This window comes from Caulobacter sp. Root1472, from assembly GCF_001426985.1.
GTDB classification, from domain to species: Bacteria; Pseudomonadota; Alphaproteobacteria; order Caulobacterales; family Caulobacteraceae; genus Caulobacter; species Caulobacter rhizosphaerae.
Map to the genome: position 1 here is coordinate 234,617 of NZ_LMFX01000023.1, position 17,770 is coordinate 252,386.

Sequence of the window (17,770 nt, forward strand, 5' to 3'; positions counted from 1 at the left end):
TTCGTGGCCGGGACGCCAAAACCGGTTTCGTTTTCGGCTATCGCGCTCTAGGTTCGCCACCTTTCCGCAACGGCGACGTTAAGAGACCCATGGCCGCGCACTATCTCGACTTCGAGCGACCCATCGCCGATCTGGAAAGCAAGATCGAGGAGCTGTCCCGGCTTTCCGAGACGGCGGGCCCCGGCGCGTTCGAAAGCGAGATCCAGGCGCTGCGCGACCGCGCCCAGCAGTTGCGCAAGGAAGCCTATGCCGGCCTCGACGCCTGGCAGAAGACCATGGTCGCCCGCCACCCCGAGCGGCCGCACCTGAAGGACTACATCGCCGGCCTGATCGATGAGTTCGTCGAGCTGCGCGGCGACCGCAAGTTCGCCGACGACCAGGCGATCGTCGGCGGCCTCGGCCGGTTCCGCGGCGTTCCCGTCGTGGTCATGGGCCACGAGAAGGGCCACGACACCACCACCCGCCTGAAGCACAATTTCGGCATGGCCCGCCCCGAGGGCTACCGCAAGGCCGTGCGCCTGATGGACATGGCCGAGCGCTTCAACCTGCCGGTCATCACCTTCGTCGACACCGCCGGCGCCTATCCGGGCCTGGGCGCCGAGGAGCGCGGCCAGGCCGAGGCCATCGCCCGCTCCACCGAGCGCGGCCTGGTGCTGGGCACCCCGATGGTCGCCACCATCGTCGGCGAGGGCGGCAGCGGCGGGGCCATCGCCCTGGCCGGGGCCAACAAAGTGCTGATCCTCGAGCATTCGATCTATTCGGTGATCTCGCCGGAAGGCGCGGCCTCGATCCTGTGGCGCGACGGCGCCCGGGCCAAGGACGCGGCCGCCAACATGAAGATCACCGCCCAGGACCTGATCCAGCTGAAGATCGTCGACCGCATAGTCGAGGAGCCGGCCGGCGGGGCCCATTCGGACCCGGCCGCCGCCATCGAGGCCGTCGGCGACGCGGTCGAGGACGAACTGAAGGCGCTGATGCAGCTGTCGCCCGCCGAGCTGAAGAAACAGCGGGCCGAGCGCTTCTACGCGATCGGCCGCGAAGGCCTGCAATAGGGCGGACAGGACCGAAGGGACCGCTAACATAGCGATTGACCCGGCGAGCCCCCGATTCCATCCTTTATTGCAATAACAACAAAGGGAGGATCGCCATGAACCGTCGTACATCGCTGGCGATAGGATGCGCGCTGGTCGTCATGGGCCTGGGCGCGGCCGGCCAGGGCATGGCCGCAGACGAGGATCCCTCGGCCGCCGTCATCGAGGGCCTGGTCTCCACCCTGCCGGGCGGGGTGGTCAGCATCAAGGCCGACCCGACCCTGTCGAACGGGCGGCTGGTCCTGCGGGTCGTGGCCTTCAACAAGGGCGCGGCGCCTGTCACCCTCAACGCCGCCGATATCAAGCTCTATACCAGCGCCAACCAGCCCGTGGCGCTGCTGCCCCTGGACCAGTTGATCGCCGAGGTTTCAAGCCCGGCGCCGGGGCGGTCCGTCGGATCGGCGACCGGCTATGGGGGGCAGGCTCTGGCCACGGGTCAGGACGGACGGCTGGACGTCAGCGGCTTTTCGGGCGCCAACCAGACGGTGGCGGGCGGCTTGTCGTCCCAGGTGCAGGCTCAGATCGGCGCGCCCGGCAAGCTCAGCAAGGCCGACCAGGCCCAGGTGGACACCCTGCGGGCGGCGATCCTGCAGTCGGTCGAGGTCGCGCCGAACACCGCCGCGGGCGGCCAGATCGTCACCGACAAGCTGAAGTTCGATCGCGACGCGCCGCGCGAGCTGAAAATGGTGGTCCGCTTCAACGGCGAGAAGCACGGCTTCATCTTCGGCGCGCCGCCCGCTCGCTGAGCGGAAGGTTTTTTCGCCGCCGATGTCACGCGGGCCCCGGCTGCGTCGTCCTGTTCCCGAAGCCCCAAGATCGGGCCAGACGAGGACAAGACCATGAGCGCCCAAACCGCCCCCTTCCGCCACGACATCAACGTACCGGCCGTCTACCAGGCCTTCATCGCCGCCGAGACGGCGGCGGTGGGCGCCGGCGTGGACAAGCACCTGGTGCACCTGGTCAAGCTGCGCGCCTCGCAGCTGAACCAGTGCGCCTTCTGCGTGAAGATGCATTCCAAGGAGGCCCGCGACGACGGCGAAACCAACGAGCGGCTGGACCGCCTGACGGTCTGGAGCCACGTCTCGGACTTCACCGCCAAGGAGAAGGCCGCCCTGGCCTGGACCGAGGCCCTGACCCAGCTGCCCACCCACGCCGACCTCGGCCCGCTGCGCGCCGCGTTGCGCGAGCACTTCACCGACGTCGAGGCCAGCGCCCTGACCACGGTGATCGCGATGATCAACCTGTGGAACCGGCTGGGCGTGTCGGTGCACTAGGCGGAGTTCCTATCCGGTCGGTTTGTCGTCCCGGATCCCGCTTCGCCGGGATGACAAATGTGATGTACGGCTAGTCGATCTCGTCGTCTCGCAAGAGACGGTCGAGATCTTCCGGCGCCAGTTTCTTGATCGCGGCTTCCTGCTTGCGATCATAGTCCCGATCGTTGGGTTCCTGACGCTTTTGCTTCGGACGCCCATATTGACGGACGAAACGCGCGAGATCCGCCACTTGGCGCGCGAGCTTCTCGTCCCGGTTCAATTTTATCGCCATGCCCTGCAGCCTAGCTTGAAATCAGCGGCGCGAAACCTCGCCGATCACCGCTCGGGATCGCTCGCGGTAAACACCCCGGCAAACACTGTGACGTCCCCGCGAAGTTTTCGTGAAATAGCCACGCTTGCGTCCCGGGATTAGCCACTCGTTAGGCGAGAAATGGTCCCTCCAGCCCCGAGTAAAGGGGCTTGCCATGTTCACCCTGCGAGACACCGTGTCGTCCCTGGTTCCGGCCCGCGCCGACACCCTGGGCAAGACGCTGTACGAGCGGTTCCGCGAGGAGCCGGACACCCTGATCGTCCCGGTGCTGGACGCCGACGACCGTCCAATCGGCCTGGTCGAGCGCAACGCCTTCTTCCTGCGCATGGCGGCCGAATATGGCCGGGCCCTGTACGCCCTGCGGCCGATCTCGGTGCTGATGGACAGCGACCCGCTGGTGGTCGAGGCCGACGTCGAACTGGCGGCCTTCACCAGCGACAGCCTGTCCTATCGGGCCAGCGACCTGCTGCGCGGCTTCATCGTCACCGACGGCGGCCGCTATCTCGGCGTCGGCACGGTGCTGGGCCTGCTGCAGGCCGCCAACGAGACCAACCGCCGGGGCGTCGAGGCCCTGGCCTCGGCCAAGGCCGACGAGGAACGGGCCCGCACCTTCATGACCGCGGTGGTCGAGGCCATCCCGTCGATGGTGTTCGTCAAGCGGGCCGACGACCACGCCTACGTGCTGCTCAACCGGGCCGGCGAGAAGATCCTGGGCCACGCCCGCGCCGACATGATCGGCCGCACCGACGCCGACTTCTACCCGGCCGAGCAGGCGGCCATCTATCGCGAGCGCGACGCCGAGGTGATTTCGTCGGGCGAGGTGCGGGTGATCGAGGAGGACCACGTGCCACGCAAGGACGGCTCGGTCGCCCTGCTGCGCACCAAGAAGATCGCCATTCCCGGCCCCGACGGCGCGGCCGAATATCTGCTGGGGGTCTCGGAGGACATCGCCGAGCGCAAGCGGGCCGAGGCCCAGATCGCTCGCCTGGCGCACTATGACCCTTTGACGGACCTTCCCAACCGCCTGCTGTTCCAGAAGGACCTGTCGGCGGCGCTGAGCCGCGCGACGCGGCGGGAGGACCTGGTGGCGGTGCACTGCATCGACCTGGACCGCTTCAAGACCGTCAACGACACCCTGGGCCATCCCGTCGGGGACGCCCTGCTGAAGATCGCCGCCGAGCGCCTGCGGGCCTGCGTGCGCGAGGGCGACACCGTCGCGCGGCTGGGCGGCGACGAGTTCGCGGTGGTCCAGTGCGGCCTGACCGACCTCTCCGGCACCACCCGCCTGGCCGGACGAATCGTCGAAGCTCTGGCGGAGACCTTCGAACTGCAAGGCCAGCAGGTGATGATCGGCGGTAGCGTCGGGGTGGCGGTGTCGCCTAACGACGGGGCCGACAGCGACGAACTCCTGAAGAAGGCCGACATGGCCCTCTACCGCGCCAAGGCCGACGGCAAGGGGGCTTTCCACTTCTTCGAGCAGGCCATGGACGAGGCCCTGCAGGCCCGTCGCGCCCTGGAGCTGGACCTGCGTCTGGCCCTGGCGGAGGGCCAGTTCGAGCTGTACTACCAGCCGCTGTACAGCCTGGGCGTCGACCAGGTGACGGGCTGCGAGGCCCTGCTGCGTTGGCGTCATCCGGTGCGCGGCATGGTCTCGCCGGCCGATTTCATTCCGCTGGCCGAGGAGATCGGCCTGATCAACGCCCTGGGCGAGTGGGTGCTGCGCGAAGCCTGCCGCGAGGCGGCCGGCTGGCCGCAGCCTGTGCGGCTGGCGGTCAACCTGTCGCCGGCCCAGTTCCGCGACCGGCATCTGGTGTCCACCGTGGTCTCGGCCCTGGCCGCCTCCGGCCTGGCCGCCGAGCGGCTGGAGCTGGAGATCACCGAGTCGGTGCTGCTGCAGGATACGGCTGGCAACATGTCGATCCTGCACGACCTGAAGGCCCTGGGCGTACGGATCTCGATGGATGACTTCGGCACCGGCTATTCCAGCCTGAGCTACCTGCGCAGCTTCCCGTTCGACAAGATCAAGATCGACCAGACCTTCGTGCGGGACATCCTCGACGACGCCGACGCCCTGGCGATCATCAAGGCGGTGCTCGACCTGGGCGCCAGCCTGGGCATCACCACCACGGCCGAGGGCGTGGAATCGGTGGAACAGCTGGATGAGCTGCGCCGCCAGGGCTGCGGCGAGATCCAGGGCTATTTCATCAGCCGCCCCAAGCCCGCGGCGGAGATCGCGGCGATGCTGGGGGTTGTCGTGGAGAACAAGATGAAGGCGCCCGTGGTCGCCTTCTCCCCTGGGGAGAAGGAGAGGCCCGTGGCGCAGGCGTGGGAGGATGAGGGGGTTCTGAGCTCGACGGCGCGCCGATAAGGCGGTTCGTAAAGCCGGGGACAGGCGCATGCGCCTGTCCCGTCCAATTTTATCCCCGACCTTTCCGCCATCGCCCCCTAGCCTCGCGCCGCGATCTTCGCCACACAGCGACCATGCGCATGGTCGGCTATCTCAGGGTTCCGCCCGTCAGGGGCGTGGTGATCGACGGGCCGCAGTCGCAGCGGCTGTTCGACGCCGGCTGCGACCAGCTGTTCCACGACCGCTGCTACGGCCTGGCCGTGCACAAGCCGGGGCTGGACCAAGCCCTGGCCGCGATGAAGCCCGACGACGTGCTGGCGGTCATCAACCTGCACGCCTTCGCCGCCCACCTGGTCGACCTTCTGGAAGTGCTGGCGCGGTTCGAGGCGGCCGAAATCCACCTGCTGACCCTGGCCGAGGGGATCGACACCCGCGCGCCCGGCGGCTTCTTCACCGCTTGCGCTCAGCTGGCGACCTTCCACGACCAGCGCCGCATGGTGCGCACGGCCGAGGAGAAGATCGTGCGCGACGGCGGGCGGCGGCCGGCCGAGGCTGGACAAGCGTCCGAGCCGGTCCCAGATCTTGGTCCCGACGCCTGAGGACATCGCCATGACCGCCGCGCCCGCACCGAAACGCACCGCGGACGGGCGCCCGGCCATCGGCGTATTGCTGCGCGAGCAGCGCGAGCTGCGGCGAATGAGCCAGCTGGACCTGGCCCACGAGGCCGGTGTCTCGGCCCGCCATCTCGGCTTCGTCGAGATCGGCAAGGCCCAGCCGGGGCGGGAGGTCATCTCGCGGCTGGCCGACGCCCTGGGCCTGCCGCTGCGCGAACACAACGCCCTGCTGCTGGCGGCCGGCTACGCCCCGCAATATGGCGAGCGCGACTTGACCAATCCCGCGATGGGGCCGCTCAGCCAGGCGATCGACCTGATCCTGCGCCACCAGGAGCCCTATCCCGCCTTCGTGATCAGCCGCCGTTTCGAAGTGCTGGCCGCCAACGAGGCGGCGATGCGGGTCAACGCCTTCCTGATGGAGGGGCGGGCCAGCCCGCACACGAACCTGCTGCACCAGGTCTTCGACCCCGACGACTTTCGCCCGGTGATCGCCAACTGGCCCGAGGTGGCGGCCAAGTTCGTCCGCCGCCTGCAGGACGAGCTGATCGCCTCGCCGGCCGACCCGGAGATCCGCCGGCTGCTCGACGAGATCCTGCGCTATCCCGACGTTCCGGCCGCCTGGCGGCTGCGCGAGCTGGGCGCCGAGCCCGAACCCGTGCTGACCATGGTGTTCAACAGTCGCGCGGGGCCGTTGCGGTTCTTCGAGACGATCACCACCTTCGCCGCCCCGCGCGACGTGACCCTGGACGAGTTGCGCATCGACTGCGCGTTTCCGGCCGACGCGCGCACCGCCGAGGTCTGCGCCAGGCTGGCGGCCGGCGAGTTGCACTGACCCGCGAGGTAGTTGCGGCCGTCCGCCCGACCGCGCACGTCTTCCCGGCGTTGAATCGGGAGGAGCGGATGATGCGGATCGGGTTCAGGACGGCGTTGATCGTGGCGGCGGCGATGCTTGGCGCGACGTCAGGGGTGCGGGCTGAAACGCTGGACGCCGAGCACGCGGCCCTCGCGCGGTTCGCCGGCCACTGGACGGTCAAGCAGAGCTACTGGACCAGCCCCGACAAGCCGCCGGTCGTCGACCAGGGCGAGGCCGACCTGGCCATGGTGCTGGACGGTCGCCACCTGCGCCAGGACCTGCGCATCGCCGGCAAGGACAAGCCGTTCCAGGGCCTGGGCTATATCGGTTACGACACGGCGGCGAAGACCTTCTTCAGCACCTGGATGGACGTCAATTTCAACGGCCTGATCGTCGCCCGGGGCGCCTATGACGCGGCGGCCGGGCGCTACACCTTCGTCGGCGAAACGCCCGACTTCGACCATCCGGGCCAGTCGATCCCATTGCGCGAGGTGCTGACGCGCCAGGACGACGACCACTTCACCTACGCCTATTACGAAACGCGCGGCGGGCGGGAGTCGCAGGCGGTGCGGCTGGAGTACACGCGGGTGCGTTAGGACCCGCCGGATTCAAAGGCGGAGTGATCCGAGTTCGGCACGTTACGACGTTCGGGATCTGGTGTGGGTTTGGCGGGCGAGCGGGTCACTGTCGCCAATGCGCGCCGCTAGTCTCCCGAACGTCTCACAGCAGCCGGCGCGGTGAATGTGCAGCAGGCCTGGATCGCCGGCGCGCCTTTTTCCGGCTCGACGGGCACGAAACCGGACCCGTCCCTGACGTAGATGATGTTGCCTTCGACGTGGTCGATGCCGGCCGCGCCGATGATGGCGAAGTAGTAGGTCTTGTCCGGCTCGATATCGACTTGGAGTTCGGCGTTGTTCTGCGCCGAAAGCAGAGGCCAGCCGAGTTTGAGCTTGTGGGCTCCAGCAGCGACCTGAACCGCGGTGAAGCTGTTCTGCTTCAGGGTGGCGACGTTGCGGCCATCGATCTTCAGGGTCGTCGACCACAGGGTTGGTTCGGCGTAGGCGCGGAAGATGAAGACGTTCTCGCTTCCAGTCGGGGCGGCGGCCTGGGCGGAAATTTGCGCTGGGGCGGGCGAAGCGCCCAGCATGACGATCAGGCCCAAAGCCGCCGAAGCGAACTTTCCGTGCAGCGCCATTCCATTCCTCGCGGCTGATCTGGCGCGTATCTTAGGTGGCGGCCTGGGTGAACTCAACGGCTTAGCTTCAGGCCACCGCCTTCAGCGCCTCGCCCAGTTCCTCGACCATCTCCGGCGTCGTGGCCCAGGAGCACATGAAGCGGGCCGTGCCGTCCAGGAAGCGGTAGACGAACCAGCCCCGCGCACGCAGGCGCTCTAGGGCCGCGTCGTCCATGTCGACGAACAGGCCGTTGGCCTCGACCGGATGGCGCAGGGGGAAGGGCATCAGGGCGGCCAGCTTCCGCGCCATGGCGTTGGCATGGGCCGCGCGGGCGGCCCAGGGCCCGCCGTCGCCGGCCTCGCCCAGCAGGCCCAGCCATGGCGCGGACAGGAACCGGCCCTTGGAGACCAGCTGGCCGGCGTGCTTGAGGCGGGCGTCCAGGCGTCGGGCCAAGGCCTTGTCCAGGAACACCACGGCCTCGGTCGGGGTCGAGCCGGCCTTGGTGCCGCCGATCACCACGATGTCCACGCCGATCTTCGCCACCCGCCTGAGGTCGAAGCCCGCCGCCACGGCGTTGGCCAGCCGCGCCCCGTCCAGATGGACGCCGTAACCCCTCGCCTTGACCGGCGCGATCAGGGCGGCCAGGTCGTCGGCGCTGTAAACCGTGCCGTACTCGGTGGCGTTGGTCAGGGACAGGGCGGCGGCCGGCTGGCGGTACGAGACGTCAGGCTCGGCCAGGGCCAGCTCCAGCCCCGGCAAGGCGATCTTGCCCGAGGCGCCGGGCAGGCCGATCAGGCCCACGCCCTGGCCGAAGAAGCCCGGCGCGCCGGTCTCGTCGGTGCAGATATGGGCGTGCTCGTGGGCCAGCATCGCCTCGTGCGGCTGGGCCAGGCAGGTCAGGGCGAAGGCGTTGGCGGCCGTGCCCGAGGCGGTGAACCGCACCTCGGCGTCGGCGTCCAGCAGGGCGCGGATCCGGTCGGCGGCGGCGGCGCTGACATGGTCGGTCCCATAGCCCGACGCCGTGCCTTCATTGGCGGCGACGATCGCGGCGATGACTTCCGGCATGGCCCCGGCGACGTTGTCGGAGGCGAAGTCGTAACGGGCCATGGGGGAGTCTCGGTGGAGGCGTGGGGTGTTTCCGATGCCATGGCGGAGGCGGGAGCGTCTAGGGCAAGAGCGTCTCCCCGATCACCTCAGCTTCGTCATCCCGGGCCTCGTGCCCGGGATCCCTCTATCCGTCGTAGGTGCGGGAGGGGCGGTTCGCTGGCGAACCGCTTGCGTCTCACGTGTCAGCTGAACCAGGGGGCCCGGGCACGAGGCCCGGGATGACGATCGAGCTAGAGATTGGATCTGCGAGGGATCAATCGAACACGATCACCGACCGCGCCAGTTCACCCCGCTTCAGTTCGTCGAAGGCCGAGTTGACGTCCTCCAGCTTGATGCGCCGCGAGATCAGTTCGTCCAGCTTCAGCTTGCCGCCCATATAGGCGTCGACCAGGCGGGGCATGTCGACCGGGAAGCGGTTGCTGCCCATGAAGCTGCCCTGGATCTTCTTCTCGCCCAGGAAGTCGGGGCCGTGCAGCTCGATCATCGTGCCGACCGGGATCATGCCGATGATGTTGGCGGTGCCGCCCCGACGCAGCATCTTGAACGCCTGCTCGGCGGTGACCTTCAGGCCGATGGCCTCGAAGCTGTGATGGACGCCGCCGCCGGTCAGCTCCTGCACGGCCTTGACCGGATCGTCGGCCCCGGCGTCGATCACGTCGGTGGCCCCGAACTGTCTGGCCAGCTCCAGCTTGCTGTGGATGCGGTCGATGGCGATGATCCGGCCGGCCCCGGCCATGGCCGCCCCGTTGATGGTCGCCAGGCCCACGCCGCCGCAGCCGATCACCGCCACGGTCTCGCCGGGCCGCACGCCCGAGGTGTGGATCACCGCCCCGACGCCGGTCATCACCGAGCAGCCGATCAGGGCGGCGCGGTCGAACGGCATGTCGCGGCGGATGGCGACGCAGGCGTGCTCGTGCACCAGCATCTGCTCGGCGAACGACGACAGGTTCAGGAACTGGGCCATCTTCGTGTCGCCGGATCTGGACAGGTCCTCGCGGAACAGTCGCGGTTCCTCGCCCTTGGCGCGCTTGGTTTCCGGGCTGATGCACAGGCTCATATGGCCGGTCAGGCAGACCTCGCAGTGGCCGCAATAGGCGCTGAGGCAGGTGATCACGTGGTCGCCCACCTTGACGGTGCGGACCTCGGACCCGACCGCCTCGACGATCCCGGCGCTCTCGTGGCCCAGCACGGCGGGCAGAGGATGGGGATAGGAGCCTTCGACGAAGTGCAGGTCGGAGTGGCAGACGCCGGCGGCCTTGGTGCGGATCAGCACCTCGCGCGGACCCGGCTTGCCGATCGAGACCTCCTCGATCGTGAGCGGCTTGCCCACTTCGCGCAGAACGGCGGCCTTCATTGGCGATCTCCCTAGTTCGTTTCGGGAGACCCTAGCGGGCGGGCGGGGGGCGAAGGAAGGGGTGTTCGAACAAATGTTCGGAGAGGGCGTCGCCCTCGTCCTTCGACAAGCTCAGGATGAGGATGATGGATGCGCCGCGTTCGAATTCATCCTCATCCTGAGCTTGTCGAAGGACGAGGATGCGGCAAGCCTTACGCCGCGATGGCCACCTTGCGTTCGGGCGGGATGGCGTCCACGGCCAGCAGCACGATCATGGCCGCCTCGGTGGTGATCACTGCCGCCACCAGGGGCGAGGCGGCGTCCTCGCCCAGCGGGGGCGGGGGGCTGATGGCGTCGGCCGAGACGATGAAGCTGTCGCAGACGGCGTCGACGAGCAGGCCGGCGACGTCGTCGTGGTGCTCGACCACGATGATCACCTGGCGGGCGCTGTCGGCGGCCACGCCCTTGCCCAGGCGTTCGGACAGGTCGATGACCGGCATCACCTGGCCGCGCAGGTTGATGACCCCGCGCACATAGGGCGGCGCGTCCGGCAGCGGGGTGGCCGGGGTCACGCCGCGGATCTCGCGAACCGCGCCAACGGGCACGCCATAGGTCTGGGTCCCGACTTCGAACGACAGGATCTGCAGATCCTCGCCGGCCGCATAAGCCACGTTCCTGGACATCGCCTGGTCGCCTTCAAGCCTGTCGCCGCCCGTTCTGGGCGCCGTCTTGGCCGCATCCTCGCGCGGAAAGGTGAATCAATCGGCTTGTTTCAAGGATTTAGGACCGCAGGCCACGGTCGCCGAAGCTGACGGCCCCGTTCAGCCTGCGTTCAGCCGCTGGGTCCGAGGATGGTCTCAAGAAGGAGATGGGACGTATCCGAACGCCTCCTCCAGGAAGGAACAGCGTCATGACCCGCAATCTGAAGACCACGATCGGCCGTGTCGCCGCGGGCGTCGCGGCCCTGGCCATGGTCGCCGGCGCCAGCGCCGCCTCGGCCCAAGGCTACCGTCACGGCGGCTATGGCGGCTACTACGGCGGCCGTCACCATCATCACGGCAACGACGCCGGCGTCGCCATCGCTGGCGGCATCGTCGGCCTGGCCCTGGGCGCGGCGATCGCCGGCAACGGCAACAACCACTATCGGAGCGGCTACAGCTACGGCTACGCCCCGCCGCCGCCCCCGCCGCGCTACTACGGCGGCTACGGCTACGGACGCCCCTACGGTTACGGCTATGGCCGGGGTTACGGCTACGGCCGCGACTGCTGGACCACCCGCGACTACGACCGCTACAGCGGTTCGGTCTACGAGCGGACCGTCTGCCGCTAGGCGGGGTCCACACCGACACGAAGACGCCCCGGGTTCGCACCCGGGGCGTTTTTCGGTTTGGAGCAGCGGGTTGGCTTTACCCCGCCGCCGCTTGCAGCCGCTCCAGCACCAGCGGGTGCAGCTCCTGGTTCGAGGCCAGGATCGAGACGCCGGCCACCGGGTCGCCGTGCTCCTCGATGGTGCTGACCTTGCCGCCGCTCTCGGTGACCATCAGCACGCCGGCCGCCACGTCCCACGGCTTGATGTTGCGCTCCCAGTAGCCGTCGAAGCGGCCGGCCGCGACCCAGGCCAGGTCCAGGGCGGCTGAGCCGAAGCGGCGCACGCCGGCGACCTTCTGGCTGATCTGGTGCAGTTCCTTGAGGAACTGGGCGTGGCCGGGCTTGCCCAGGAACGGCACGCCGGTGGCCAGGACGGTTTCGTCCAGGTGGCGGCGGGCGGCGACGCGCAGGCGCTTCTCCGCGCCCAGATAGGCGCCCTTGCCCTTTTCGACCCAGAACAGGTCGTTGGTGATGGGGTTGTAGGTGACGCCGGCCACCACCTCGCCCTCGCGCTGCAGGGCGATGTTGACCGCGAAGTGCGGGATGCCGTGCAGGAAGTTGGTGGTGCCGTCCAGCGGGTCGACGATCCAGGTGTGGGTCTTGTCAGTGCCCTCGACGAGGCCGCGCTCCTCGCCCAGGAAGCCGTAGCCGGGGCGGGCCTTCTCCAGGATTTCGAAGATCACCTGCTCGGCCTTCTGGTCGGCGGCGGTGACGAAGTCGGCGGGGCCCTTCTTGGACACCTGCAGCTCGGTGACTTCGCCGAAGTCACGGGCCAGGCCGCGGGCCGCCTTGCGAGCGGCGTCGATCATCACGTTCAGGAGGGCGGAAGCGGTGGCCAAGGCGGGTGTTCCTCATAGTTCCCCCTGCGCAGCGTCATGAGGATGACGGCGGGGGATATGCATGCGGGCGGATAGAAAGATCGGGAAAGTGGGCGCGATACCTAGTCGCCTGGGCCGCCGAAAGCAAGGCGAGGGGATTTTGTCGCGCTCAGGCGCCGGGCTTGCGGTCGCGACAATGGAGATGGCGCGCCACCCAGGCCAGCACGCCCAGCACCAGTAGGCCGAAGGCGATCAGCAGCGCCTTGACGATTCTGGGGTCCGCCACGTCCACGATGTCCCCAGACCTGACTTGGACGGTCACCTGGACCGCGTCTCGCGGGATGATTGGGTTTCCGGCCGGAAGGTTCAGGGCTCCGAACGCTGCGAGAGCCAGAAGGACCAAGGCGACAAGTTTCAAACGGGTTTTCATGCTGTCCGTCGTATCGATTTCCTGCGCAGCTTGGCGAGCTTCACCCTTTCCGGCAACCTAAGCGCGGATTCCCACGCCGCCTTGTCACATCTACGGCGCCAATCTCGTCCTGCTTCTGAACAACGGAGGGCGTGACGATGCAATGGGCGAAATGGATCCTGCCGGCCATCCTGGCGATCAACGGCGCGGTGATGATGCTGGCCCCGGCCTGGTGGTATCCGCGCGTGCCAGGGGTGATCGAGACCGGGCCGCTGAACGACCACTTCGTGCGCGACATCGGCGCCGCCTATCTGGCCTGCGCCGTGGCCCTGGGCTGGGCGGTGCGGGACCCGGCGCGCGGGCTGGGCGTGGCGATCGCCGCGGCGGCCTTCCTGACCCTGCACGCCGCCATCCACCTGATCACCCCGTTCTGCGGCGCGGGCCTGCCTTGGCCGCTGCTGCCCGGGACTTCCCGGGCGTGTTCCTGCCGGCGATCGTCAGCCTGCTGGTGGTGCGATCGTGCGTTCGGCGCCAGAAGAGGACGGCATGAGTCAGCAGGATTCCATCTTCGAGGAACGGCGCGGGGCGATGACGGGCCTCGCCTACCGCATGCTGGGCTCGCGGGCCGACGCCGAGGACGTGGTCCAGGACGCCTGGATCCGCTGGCGCGGCGTCGCGGCCGGTGAGGTCGCCAACCCGGCCGGCTTCCTGAACAAGGTCGTCACCCGCCTGTGCCTGGACCGGCTGAAGTCGGCCCGCGCCCGGCGCGAGGTCTATGTCGGCGAGTGGCTGCCCGAGCCGGTGGTCGACGACGACCACGAGCGCCTGGGCGAGGACCTGTCGGTGGCTTTCCTGCTGGCCCTGGAGCGCCTGACCCCGCTGGAGCGCGCCGCCTTCCTGCTGCACGATGTGTTCGACCTGCCCTTCGCCGAGGTGGCCAAGACCCTGGGACGCGGCGAGGCCGCCTGCCGCCAACTGGCCGCCCGGGCCCGCGAGCACGTCAAGGCCGGCAAGCCGCGCTACCGCCCCACCGCCGAGGAGGAACAGCGCCTGACCAGCGCCTTCCTGACCGCGGCCCTGAGCGGCGACGAGAGCCTGCTGCGTGGGATCCTGGCCCAGGACGTCGTCCTGCACGCCGACGGCGGCGGCGTGGTCAGCGCCAACCTCAACCCCGTGTCGGGCCTGGAGAAGGCCGTGCGCCTGCTGATGGGCATCAAGAAGAAGTGGCCGGCTCCGGAGGGCACGGCCGCCCGCCTGGCGCGGATCAACGGCGCCCCCGGCATTGTGCTCAGCCACGACGGCGTGGTGTTCCAGACCATGGGCCTGGAGATCGCCGACGGCCGCATCGCGGCGGTCTACACGATGCGCAACCCGCAGAAGCTGGCGCTGCTGAATAGCTGAGCCGTCGTGCGTCCTTCGAGGCTCGCCCTTGGCTCGCACCTCAGGATGAGGAGGTCGGCACAGGGTTCCTCATCCTGAGGCGCCCGCCCATTCTTGCCTAAGGAGGGCGGGCCTCGAAGGACGCAGGGCCTCGACGTCTAAGGCAGGCTCACCTTCTGCAGGGTGTCCTTGGTCTCGCAGGCCACGCGGCCGGCGCCGCCGGCGGCGCCCTTGATGTCCTCGATCTTCTCGCCCATGCGCCAACCCTTGGGCAGGCCCTGGTCGCCGGTGAAGTCCATGCCCAGGTCGATCCACTTGTCGGTGGCGCAATCCAGGGCGAAGACCATAATCGGGCCCTTGCCGGCCGGCCAGGCCTTGTAGGGGCCGTTGGGCCGGCCCTCGGCGATGCGCACCACGATCAGGCCGGACGTCTGGTCCACCCGCATGAAATCGGCGTCGTAGAAGGTCTTCGCCTCGCCGGGCGAGGGCTTCCAGTCTTCCGCCCGGGCGGGACCGGCCGTCGCCAGGACGGTGACGCCAAGCAAACACAGACCAAGCCGCCACATGAGCGTCCTCCCCGTATTTTTATCACTGGGGAGAGGCTACGCCCGGCAAGCTTGAGCGGCAAGGTCGAAGAACGATGTTATTCGCTCCGGACCGCGAGGCGCGCTTCAAGGCCCCGGGCGATGGCGGCGTTGATCGCCGCGACGCCGGCCGCGGGCCCGCCGGCGTGCTTCCAGACCCCGGCCGAGACGGCCAGGAAGTCGGCGCCCGCCGCGGCCAGGCCGGCGGCGTTGTCGGCGGTGATCCCGCCGATCGCCACCGAGGGGACTTCCATGGTTTCCTGCCAGATTGACAGGATCTCGGGATCGGCGGTGGTCGGGGCCTCCTTGGTGGTGGTCGGGAAGAAGGCCCCGAAGGCCACGTAGTCGGCTCCGGCCTCGGCGGCCTCCATGGCCAGGTGGCGGCTGTCGTGGCAGGTGACGCCGATCATCGCCCCGGGGCCCATGATCTTGCGGGCCTCCTTGAAGGGCGTGTCGCTCTGGCCGACATGGACGCCGTCGCAGCCCAGCCGCGCGGCCAGGTCCGGCCGGTCGTTGAGGATCACCGCCACCTCACGCGCGCGGGCGATGGGGGCGAGCGCCTGGACGGCGGCGGCGACGGCCTCGTCCGGCGCGTCCTTCAGGCGGATCTGCAGCGCGGCCACGTCGCCGCCGTCCAGGGCGGCGGCCAGGTCTCGGCCGAAGCCGGCCAGGTCGTCCAGGGCCGGCGGGGTGATCAGATAGAGGCGGCAGTCGGTCATGGGTGCGGATTACGCCGATTTGCCCGCTGACGCAGCCCCCTCCGGCCCTTCGGGCCACCTCCCCCAAAAGGGGGAGGATTTGGTCCGAGCAGATGCTCCCCCACTGGGGGAGCTGTCGCGTAGCGACTGAGGGGGTTTGTCGCACTGCGAGTCAGTTGCAAAAGCTCCGCGCCTGGGCTACATGAGAATGACAATCATTCGGCGGGACCTGCGGCCTTGTACGTCTGCAACTGTAACGGCATTCGCGAGCGGGAAGTCCGCGCCGCCATCGACGCCGGGGCCACCCGCCCGGCCGACGTGTTCCGTCACAAGGGCTGCCGGGCCCAGTGCGCCAAGTGCGTCTGCGAGATGCGGCAGATGATCCAGGACAACCGCCAGGCCCTGGCCTACGCGGCCGAATAACCGGCCGGATCGACCCAAAATCAGCGATCGCGAAGCAGTCTCACGCTTTTCCGTGAGGCTGAGAAACACTTGCACACATAGCGGTTGAAGCTCGCGTTCCGATCGATCACGGTCGCGCCGAATCTTTATCTGAGGAGGCCGCCATGCAAGGCGATCCCGGGATCATCCGGCTCTTGAACGCGGTGCTCACCAACGAGCTGACGGCGGTCAACCAGTACTTCCTGCACGCGCGGATGTACGACAACTGGGGCTTCAAGCGTCTGGGCAAGATCACCTATGACGAGTCGATCGGCGAGATGAAGCACGCCGACAAGCTGATCAACCGCATCCTGTTCCTGGAAGGCCTGCCCAACCTGCAGGACCTGCACAAGCTGAAGATCGGCGAGACCGTGCCCGAGTGCCTGGCCAGCGACCTGTCGGTCGAGCTGGGCGGCCGCGAGACCCTGATCCCCGGCATCATCCAGTGCGAGACCGCCCGCGACTATGTCAGCCGCGAGCTGCTGCGCGAGATCCTCAGCGACACCGAGGAGCATATCGACTTCCTCGAGATGCAGCTGGGCCTGGTCAAGGCGCTGGGCGAGCAGAACTACCTGCAGAGCGCCGTGGGCGAGTTGCCGGCCTAGGTCGAAGGCGAGAGCCTATCCCAATAAAGCACCGTCATTCCGGGCCTTGTGCCCGGAACCCCTCTATCCGCCGCAGGTGCAGTGGTGTGGCGCGCCGGCGCGCCAAGGCAGCGCACCGTCAGCTGAACTAGGGGGCCCGGGCACAAGGCCCGGGATGACGAGTTGCTGGGTTTGGGGGAGGACACCTAAACGTCCCGCACCATGAACACCCGCGCGTCCTCGTCCAGCCCGCGCGCCAGGTGTTCCGCCCGGATCGCCGCCATCGCAGGCGTCAGCGCCGCCACCTCGACGAACCCCAGCCGCCGGTAGTAGGGCGCGTTCCAGGGGATCTTGCGGAAGGTCGACAGCGACAGGCCGACCAGGCCGGCGGTCCGCGCCTGTTCGGTCACCGCGTCCAGCAACGCCGCGCCGATCCGGCGGCCCGCGAAGGCCGGCAGGACGTCGATCTGCTCGACATAGAGACGGTGTTCCACCGGCCGGAACATCGCGAAGCCGGCGATGGCCTGGTGCTCGACCGCCACGACCAAGCCGCCGTCGGCGATCCGCGCCGCCAACACGGCGGCCGGGCGGGGTTCGTCGGCGACCAGGGCGTCCATGAGCCCGACGAAGCGCTGGGCCGAGGCGCGTTCGAGCGCGCGGATCGTCTCGATCTCTTCGGGACGAGCGGAGCGCAAAACGATCATGGCGACCTCACAAACCGTTGCCCCGCTTGGGAACCAAGGTCCAGCTAGACGGTTACAAGCATGTTTAGCGAGGAGTCCCGTCATGCACATCCCGAACGGCAAATCCCACGGGAGGCGGACTCTCGCCGGCCGCGAGTCGTTCGAGATCGACGCCAAGGCCGACACCGCCGCCACGGCGGGCGCCCAGCTGGCCCTGGGACTGGCGGTGGCCGGCGGGGCGATCCTGCTGTCGACGGTCCTGGGCCGCCGGCACGAGCGGATGATCGACGACGAGGAATATGCGGTCGGCTACGCCGAGATGCACGAGCCGGTCGCCCACCAGCCCAAGATGCTGACCAGCCTGATCCTGCCGCCGCTGTTCATCGCCATGACCCTGTCGGGCCTGCGCATCTGGAACGCGCCGTCCAGTCCCACCCGCACCCGGGCGCTCACCCTCTGGAGTCTGGTCCAGGGCTTCAACGCCCTGTGGCTGGCCCTCGGGGCCAAGCGGGTGGGCGGACAGCTGGGAGCCGCCACCGCGTCCCTGGCCGCTTCGGCCGCCTACGCCCTGCAGGCTCGCAAGCTGGTGGCCCCGGCCTCGGGCTTCAACAGCCCCTATCTGGGCTGGCTGGGCTTCGCCAATGCCCTGACCGAGGAGCTGTGGAAGCGTCCGCGTCGCGTGACGGTCCACTAGAATAACG

22 protein-coding genes and 1 pseudogene are annotated in these 17,770 nt (G+C 68.7%); 13 read left to right on the forward strand and 10 right to left on the reverse strand.

All coding sequences use genetic code 11. The features are described 5' to 3' along the window. Nucleotides 1-89: 89 nt before the first annotated feature. The 3 genes from ASD47_RS16135 to ASD47_RS16145 all read left to right on the forward strand — a co-directional run bounded on the left by ASD47_RS16135 (nucleotide 90) and on the right by ASD47_RS16145 (nucleotide 2,365). Nucleotides 90-1,052: an acetyl-CoA carboxylase carboxyltransferase subunit alpha gene (locus ASD47_RS16135; RefSeq protein WP_056758735.1), complete on the forward strand. Its 963-nt coding sequence runs from the start codon at nucleotides 90-92 to the stop codon at nucleotides 1,050-1,052. A 95-nt stretch (nucleotides 1,053-1,147) separates the two neighbouring features. Beyond that, nucleotides 1,148-1,837 (forward strand): hypothetical protein, encoded by a 690-nt coding sequence (locus ASD47_RS16140; protein ID WP_156402269.1) that lies wholly within the window; start codon nucleotides 1,148-1,150, stop codon nucleotides 1,835-1,837. Nucleotides 1,838-1,930: 93 nt separating this feature from the next. Continuing rightward, entirely contained in the window at nucleotides 1,931-2,365 is a 435-nt protein-coding gene (locus ASD47_RS16145) for a carboxymuconolactone decarboxylase family protein (protein ID WP_056758743.1), read from the forward strand. A gap of 70 nt (nucleotides 2,366-2,435) precedes the next feature. Here ASD47_RS16145 and ASD47_RS16150 read toward each other — a convergent pair whose 3' ends face one another. After that, entirely contained in the window at nucleotides 2,436-2,624 is a 189-nt protein-coding gene (locus ASD47_RS16150) for a hypothetical protein (RefSeq protein WP_156402270.1), read from the reverse strand. Nucleotides 2,625-2,829: 205 nt separating this feature from the next. On the opposite strand from ASD47_RS16150, the gene ASD47_RS16155 reads away from it, so the two are divergent. From ASD47_RS16155 to ASD47_RS16170, 4 genes are all read left to right on the forward strand, one after another. Next, nucleotides 2,830-5,043: a bifunctional diguanylate cyclase/phosphodiesterase gene (locus ASD47_RS16155; RefSeq protein ID WP_056758749.1), complete on the forward strand. Its 2,214-nt coding sequence runs from the start codon at nucleotides 2,830-2,832 to the stop codon at nucleotides 5,041-5,043. Between the two features lie 119 nt (nucleotides 5,044-5,162). Next, nucleotides 5,163-5,621 (forward strand): recombinase family protein, encoded by a 459-nt coding sequence (locus tag ASD47_RS16160; protein WP_056758752.1) that lies wholly within the window; start codon nucleotides 5,163-5,165, stop codon nucleotides 5,619-5,621. Between the two features lie 10 nt (nucleotides 5,622-5,631). Further along, a complete protein-coding gene (locus ASD47_RS16165; RefSeq protein WP_056758755.1) occupies nucleotides 5,632-6,468 on the forward strand; it encodes a helix-turn-helix domain-containing protein in 837 nt (278 codons plus the stop codon). A 71-nt stretch (nucleotides 6,469-6,539) separates the two neighbouring features. Further along, a complete protein-coding gene (locus tag ASD47_RS16170; RefSeq protein WP_235525909.1) occupies nucleotides 6,540-7,085 on the forward strand; it encodes a DUF1579 family protein in 546 nt (181 codons plus the stop codon). A gap of 107 nt (nucleotides 7,086-7,192) precedes the next feature. On the opposite strand, the gene ASD47_RS16175 is transcribed toward ASD47_RS16170, so the two are convergent. The 5 genes and pseudogenes from ASD47_RS16175 to ASD47_RS16190 form a co-directional block, all read right to left on the reverse strand. Then, on the reverse strand, nucleotides 7,193-7,684 hold the full coding sequence (locus tag ASD47_RS16175; RefSeq protein ID WP_056758761.1) for a hypothetical protein: 492 nt from the start codon (nucleotides 7,682-7,684) through the stop codon (nucleotides 7,193-7,195). 67 nt (nucleotides 7,685-7,751) lie between these two features. Continuing rightward, a complete protein-coding gene (locus ASD47_RS16180) occupies nucleotides 7,752-8,771 on the reverse strand; it encodes a beta-eliminating lyase-related protein (RefSeq protein ID WP_056758763.1) in 1,020 nt (339 codons plus the stop codon). Between the two features lie 253 nt (nucleotides 8,772-9,024). After that, complete coding sequence (locus tag ASD47_RS16185) at nucleotides 9,025-10,125, reverse strand: Zn-dependent alcohol dehydrogenase (protein WP_056758766.1); 1,101 nt, start codon at nucleotides 10,123-10,125, stop codon at nucleotides 9,025-9,027. A gap of 89 nt (nucleotides 10,126-10,214) precedes the next feature. Beyond that, nucleotides 10,215-10,306, reverse strand: a pseudogene (locus ASD47_RS28265) (hypothetical protein); the annotation flags it as partial. 10 nt (nucleotides 10,307-10,316) lie between these two features. Then, a complete protein-coding gene (locus ASD47_RS16190) occupies nucleotides 10,317-10,787 on the reverse strand; it encodes a chemotaxis protein CheW (RefSeq protein ID WP_056758769.1) in 471 nt (156 codons plus the stop codon). A 227-nt stretch (nucleotides 10,788-11,014) separates the two neighbouring features. On the opposite strand from ASD47_RS16190, the gene ASD47_RS16195 reads away from it, so the two are divergent. Continuing rightward, on the forward strand, nucleotides 11,015-11,434 hold the full coding sequence (locus ASD47_RS16195) for a hypothetical protein (protein ID WP_056758771.1): 420 nt from the start codon (nucleotides 11,015-11,017) through the stop codon (nucleotides 11,432-11,434). Between the two features lie 76 nt (nucleotides 11,435-11,510). Here ASD47_RS16195 and ASD47_RS16200 read toward each other — a convergent pair whose 3' ends face one another. Further along, a complete protein-coding gene (locus tag ASD47_RS16200) occupies nucleotides 11,511-12,311 on the reverse strand; it encodes an inositol monophosphatase family protein (RefSeq protein WP_056758774.1) in 801 nt (266 codons plus the stop codon). A gap of 546 nt (nucleotides 12,312-12,857) precedes the next feature. Between ASD47_RS16200 and ASD47_RS26180 the strand changes: the two genes are divergently transcribed. Further along, nucleotides 12,858-13,385, forward strand: a complete 528-nt coding sequence (locus ASD47_RS26180) for a hypothetical protein (protein WP_235525911.1) — start codon at nucleotides 12,858-12,860, stop codon at nucleotides 13,383-13,385. Next, entirely contained in the window at nucleotides 13,288-14,100 is an 813-nt protein-coding gene (locus ASD47_RS16215; RefSeq protein WP_235525913.1) for a sigma-70 family RNA polymerase sigma factor, read from the forward strand. Before ASD47_RS26180 ends, ASD47_RS16215 begins: the two co-directional genes overlap by 98 nt. A gap of 137 nt (nucleotides 14,101-14,237) precedes the next feature. Here the strand turns inward: ASD47_RS16215 and ASD47_RS16220 are convergent, their stop codons facing one another. Both ASD47_RS16220 and thiE read right to left on the reverse strand, forming a co-directional pair. Further along, the gene (locus ASD47_RS16220) at nucleotides 14,238-14,645 is read right to left on the reverse strand and encodes a hypothetical protein (protein ID WP_056758785.1); all 408 of its coding nucleotides are present in this window, start codon (nucleotides 14,643-14,645) and stop codon (nucleotides 14,238-14,240) included. Nucleotides 14,646-14,722: 77 nt separating this feature from the next. Continuing rightward, nucleotides 14,723-15,382, reverse strand: coding sequence for a thiamine phosphate synthase (gene thiE / locus ASD47_RS16225; RefSeq protein ID WP_056758786.1), 660 nt, complete (start codon nucleotides 15,380-15,382; stop codon nucleotides 14,723-14,725). Between the two features lie 216 nt (nucleotides 15,383-15,598). Here thiE and ASD47_RS16230 point away from each other — a divergent pair, with 216 nt between their 5' ends. Both ASD47_RS16230 and bfr read left to right on the forward strand, forming a co-directional pair. Further along, complete coding sequence (locus ASD47_RS16230) at nucleotides 15,599-15,784, forward strand: bacterioferritin-associated ferredoxin (RefSeq protein ID WP_056758789.1); 186 nt, start codon at nucleotides 15,599-15,601, stop codon at nucleotides 15,782-15,784. A gap of 143 nt (nucleotides 15,785-15,927) precedes the next feature. Next, nucleotides 15,928-16,407, forward strand: a complete 480-nt coding sequence (gene bfr, locus ASD47_RS16235; protein ID WP_056758791.1) for a bacterioferritin — start codon at nucleotides 15,928-15,930, stop codon at nucleotides 16,405-16,407. Between the two features lie 185 nt (nucleotides 16,408-16,592). On the opposite strand, the gene ASD47_RS16240 is transcribed toward bfr, so the two are convergent. Next, entirely contained in the window at nucleotides 16,593-17,090 is a 498-nt protein-coding gene (locus ASD47_RS16240; RefSeq protein WP_056758794.1) for a GNAT family N-acetyltransferase, read from the reverse strand. 82 nt (nucleotides 17,091-17,172) lie between these two features. Here ASD47_RS16240 and ASD47_RS16245 point away from each other — a divergent pair, with 82 nt between their 5' ends. Further along, complete coding sequence (locus tag ASD47_RS16245) at nucleotides 17,173-17,763, forward strand: tryptophan-rich sensory protein (protein ID WP_056758797.1); 591 nt, start codon at nucleotides 17,173-17,175, stop codon at nucleotides 17,761-17,763. Nucleotides 17,764-17,770: the final 7 nt, after the last annotated feature.

Coding starts and splice junctions, on each gene's coding strand:
- ASD47_RS16180 (WP_056758763.1), bottom strand. CDS start 8,771: ATGGCCCGTTACGACTTCGCCTCCGACAACGTCGCCGGGGCCATGCCG.
- ASD47_RS16195 (WP_056758771.1), top strand. CDS start 11,015: ATGACCCGCAATCTGAAGACCACGATCGGCCGTGTCGCCGCGGGCGTC.
- ASD47_RS16240 (WP_056758794.1), bottom strand. CDS start 17,090: ATGATCGTTTTGCGCTCCGCTCGTCCCGAAGAGATCGAGACGATCCGC.
- ASD47_RS16135 (WP_056758735.1), top strand. CDS start 90: ATGGCCGCGCACTATCTCGACTTCGAGCGACCCATCGCCGATCTGGAA.
- thiE (WP_056758786.1), bottom strand. CDS start 15,382: ATGACCGACTGCCGCCTCTATCTGATCACCCCGCCGGCCCTGGACGAC.
- ASD47_RS16165 (WP_056758755.1), top strand. CDS start 5,632: ATGACCGCCGCGCCCGCACCGAAACGCACCGCGGACGGGCGCCCGGCC.
- ASD47_RS16245 (WP_056758797.1), top strand. CDS start 17,173: ATGCACATCCCGAACGGCAAATCCCACGGGAGGCGGACTCTCGCCGGC.
- ASD47_RS16185 (WP_056758766.1), bottom strand. CDS start 10,125: ATGAAGGCCGCCGTTCTGCGCGAAGTGGGCAAGCCGCTCACGATCGAG.
- ASD47_RS16155 (WP_056758749.1), top strand. CDS start 2,830: ATGTTCACCCTGCGAGACACCGTGTCGTCCCTGGTTCCGGCCCGCGCC.
- ASD47_RS26180 (WP_235525911.1), top strand. CDS start 12,858: ATGCAATGGGCGAAATGGATCCTGCCGGCCATCCTGGCGATCAACGGC.
- ASD47_RS16220 (WP_056758785.1), bottom strand. CDS start 14,645: ATGTGGCGGCTTGGTCTGTGTTTGCTTGGCGTCACCGTCCTGGCGACG.
- ASD47_RS16190 (WP_056758769.1), bottom strand. CDS start 10,787: ATGTCCAGGAACGTGGCTTATGCGGCCGGCGAGGATCTGCAGATCCTG.
- ASD47_RS16145 (WP_056758743.1), top strand. CDS start 1,931: ATGAGCGCCCAAACCGCCCCCTTCCGCCACGACATCAACGTACCGGCC.
- ASD47_RS16175 (WP_056758761.1), bottom strand. CDS start 7,684: ATGGCGCTGCACGGAAAGTTCGCTTCGGCGGCTTTGGGCCTGATCGTC.
- bfr (WP_056758791.1), top strand. CDS start 15,928: ATGCAAGGCGATCCCGGGATCATCCGGCTCTTGAACGCGGTGCTCACC.
- ASD47_RS16215 (WP_235525913.1), top strand. CDS start 13,288: ATGACGGGCCTCGCCTACCGCATGCTGGGCTCGCGGGCCGACGCCGAG.
- ASD47_RS16140 (WP_156402269.1), top strand. CDS start 1,148: ATGAACCGTCGTACATCGCTGGCGATAGGATGCGCGCTGGTCGTCATG.
- ASD47_RS16170 (WP_235525909.1), top strand. CDS start 6,540: ATGCGGATCGGGTTCAGGACGGCGTTGATCGTGGCGGCGGCGATGCTT.
- ASD47_RS16160 (WP_056758752.1), top strand. CDS start 5,163: ATGGTCGGCTATCTCAGGGTTCCGCCCGTCAGGGGCGTGGTGATCGAC.